The sequence below is a fragment of the Pontibacter harenae genome, from assembly GCF_020907245.1.
In the GTDB taxonomy this organism is placed as follows: Bacteria; Bacteroidota; Bacteroidia; order Cytophagales; family Hymenobacteraceae; genus Pontibacter; species Pontibacter harenae.
In genome coordinates this window covers 1-2,574 of sequence record NZ_JAJJWH010000094.1, presented here as the reverse complement: position 1 = coordinate 2,574, position 2,574 = coordinate 1, and the positions used below count along the sequence as shown (strand labels likewise).

Below are 2,574 nucleotides of genomic sequence, written 5' to 3'. Positions count from 1 at the left end.
CTTCCCTGCGGCACGCCTTTGCGGCGCCTGGCCAGTCTCCCATTGATAAGAATAGGAGCCCGTAGCCATTTGCGGACGAGGCGAAGGGTGAGCGGGCATCTTACCTTGCGGTAGAGCAATTGCAGCAGCAGACAGTGGTCCACCTCATCGAAGAAGTTCTGCAGGTCTATGTCTACAATATACTGATAGCCTTCGTGGATATACCTGTGCGCCTGCTGCAGGGCCTGGTGGGCGTTGCGGTTGGGACGGAAGCCGTAACTGTGCTCCTTGAACTCCAGCTCAAAGAGCGGGGCTATCACTTGATTTACCGCCTGTTGCAATACACGGTCAGTGACGGTGGGAATGCCCAGCAGGCGAGTCTTACCGTTGCTCTTGGGTATGGCTACCCCTAAGATGGGAGAAGGCAGGTACCTGCCGTTGCAGATGTCGGTGGCGATGGCGTCCCTGTTTTCTCTCAGGTGCGCTGCCAGCTCCTCCACCCGCATACCGTCCACGCCGGCCGAACCTCTGTTGGCCAGTACGTGCGTGTATGCCTTGAGCATGTTGCCCCAGTGGAGTACCTTCTCTATCATCTTGTTACTACTTGTACTGTATTCTCTGCCCCGCTTAAGGCAAGGCTGGCTGTGCCTCCCTGCCGAATTAAGGGCAACTTAACGTTCAGCCCTTCGTCATCCTGTGAGGCCTTCGTAGCGCTTACGGCTCGTTTCCAAATGACTACTATGGCTTCTGCTGACTTCTCCCTGTGTACACGACACCAGGAGACCTCCCCAGGTAAGACGCTTATCCTTCCACCTAATCCTGCTGCATCTACACAGAGCCGTTTGTTGGCCAGGGGCTTTGCAAAGATGTGTTTGCTTACCCATGGCTCCCTGCCTCTTATGCAGTTTCTGTTCGTCAGTTCAGGTGTTTGCAGTCCCGCTTTCTTCACTGCACGCCTCACGACGAACCAGCTTGCGGCTTGCTTATCGGCTTCACCAACTCGCCGATAAGGGATTTGCACCCTCTGGGTAATCTGAGTATATTTCATAAGAAATAATACTCGCGCCATACTGGGCGCACACAAAACCTATAGTGCATAAACGCACCACAGCAAAGCCGTTACCACCTCACACTATTTGTCTCATTGAACCCTCAATTTTCGGAAAGGTTGCTATCAAGCTATATCAGGAAAAGACAAACATAAGTTACCTTTAGGTAAGCAGGCATCTTATTGGCTCATCTTCATAAAAGTAAACTAATGTTTATGTTCAATATTTCAAAAGCAATGCGCTTTAGTTTAACCGTAATGCTGTTATGCGTGCTGGGTGCTTGTGCCTCCTCATCAGATGCCTTTTCCGCGAAAGGTACGGTGCAATCCATTGAACGCGGCAAAGATGGGTACACGGCGGTACTAGCTAATCAGAAAGGGCAGCGATTTAATGCGGTTATCAGCCGCGTCAACATGGCTGCCACCAAGGCTTACCAGGAATTAGCCGTTGGCGAAAAAGTAACCGTTTACGGCGACACGACCCGATATGGCGAGGTAATCAGTATCAAAGTAAGCCAGATAAAAAAATAGATGAAGGATGAGAAATTCTTTTTTAGCCTTTGCAACGCTTTTACTCTTGGGTTGCAATCGTACGTCCGAAACCACCCGAGTTGCTACTGGTAAACATCCAGGTAATGAGGAGCTGGAGACTATCGCAACTGAGGGCGAAATGTGTTTCTGGCAGGTAAGCGGCGGGCAAAAACAGGATACCGCCTGGGTGCGTCTAAATATTGCCGACACAAAAGTAACTGGAGCCTACTGGCTATTGCCTTATGAGAAAGACAGCCGGCGCGGTACATTGAACGGCTTAAGAAAAGGCGACGTCGTTTACGCTACCTGGACCTTTATGCAAGAAGGCCAATCCGATTCGCTTCCTGTACAGTTTAGGATAACCTCCAACCACCTGCAGCTAAAGCCTTATAGTTATAACGCAGCCACCGGCCTGGCGTTTTTAGCTGACTCTGCCCAATTCACGTTAGTTTATGATAAGATTGATTGTGCGCTTTCCATGGTCTTAAACCGAGGCGGTGATGCGCCTTGCCTTCGCCTGCTCACAGCGGCCGCTGCTGGTCCGCTTTCCCGTTGAAATCCGCGCAGCAACTTGTAACAATTTGCTGCAGTATACTGAAGCCCCTTCATTTCTGTGCCCGCCGTGCAGAACCACGCCCTGGCTGCTGGTCTTTTGTACCGAAACAGGGTTGGCTGTCGGCCGCGGTTTTCAGCCTCGCCAGCGCCCTGCTGATAAGTAAGAATGAACTGCGCCTGACAGCTCCCCTTCACCTACAGCACCTGGAGGGCAGACATAAAAGATTTTATGGGTGTAGGCAGTCCTTAGCGAAGAGGTTCTAAATGATGGCTTTGTGGCGCTCCTATATGGAGTGCCGATAATTTATGTAGCCGCTGCTGACTTCCCGCACCCAACTGTTTCAGACTATCTCTCTCCATTTTCACGAAGACCATGAACAAAGGTAATTTTTTGCTATATTAGCTTCCTTACATAAATAAGATATAACCCACGATGGATTTACAAGCACACATAGGCCATA

The 2,574-nt window shown here is 50.5% G+C and carries 4 protein-coding genes; 2 read left to right on the top strand and 2 right to left on the bottom strand.

Going from position 1 to position 2,574, the window contains the following annotated elements:
• Positions 1 to 572, bottom strand: a 572-nt coding sequence (locus tag LN893_RS20290; RefSeq protein WP_255710127.1) for a reverse transcriptase domain-containing protein, incomplete at its 3' end; no start/stop codon positions are given.
• On the bottom strand, positions 569 to 1,027 hold the full coding sequence (locus LN893_RS20285) for a hypothetical protein (protein WP_229973238.1): 459 nt from the start codon (positions 1,025 to 1,027) through the stop codon (positions 569 to 571). The genes LN893_RS20285 and LN893_RS20290, both read right to left, overlap by 4 nt.
• A gap of 237 nt (positions 1,028 to 1,264) precedes the next feature.
• On the opposite strand from LN893_RS20285, the gene LN893_RS20280 reads away from it, so the two are divergent.
• Both LN893_RS20280 and LN893_RS20275 read left to right on the top strand, forming a co-directional pair.
• Positions 1,265 to 1,558, top strand: a complete 294-nt coding sequence (locus LN893_RS20280) for a hypothetical protein (protein ID WP_229973237.1) — start codon at positions 1,265 to 1,267, stop codon at positions 1,556 to 1,558.
• A 7-nt stretch (positions 1,559 to 1,565) separates the two neighbouring features.
• Positions 1,566 to 2,114, top strand: coding sequence for a hypothetical protein (locus tag LN893_RS20275; RefSeq protein WP_229973236.1), 549 nt, complete (start codon positions 1,566 to 1,568; stop codon positions 2,112 to 2,114).
• The last annotated feature ends 460 nt before the right edge of the window (positions 2,115 to 2,574 follow it).

Excerpts from the sequence above, each read along its gene's own strand:
- LN893_RS20285 (WP_229973238.1), bottom strand. The coding sequence starts at position 1,027 with ATGAAATATACTCAGATTACCCAGAGGGTGCAAATCCCTTATCGGCGA.
- LN893_RS20275 (WP_229973236.1), top strand. The coding sequence starts at position 1,566 with ATGAGAAATTCTTTTTTAGCCTTTGCAACGCTTTTACTCTTGGGTTGC.
- LN893_RS20280 (WP_229973237.1), top strand. The coding sequence starts at position 1,265 with ATGCGCTTTAGTTTAACCGTAATGCTGTTATGCGTGCTGGGTGCTTGT.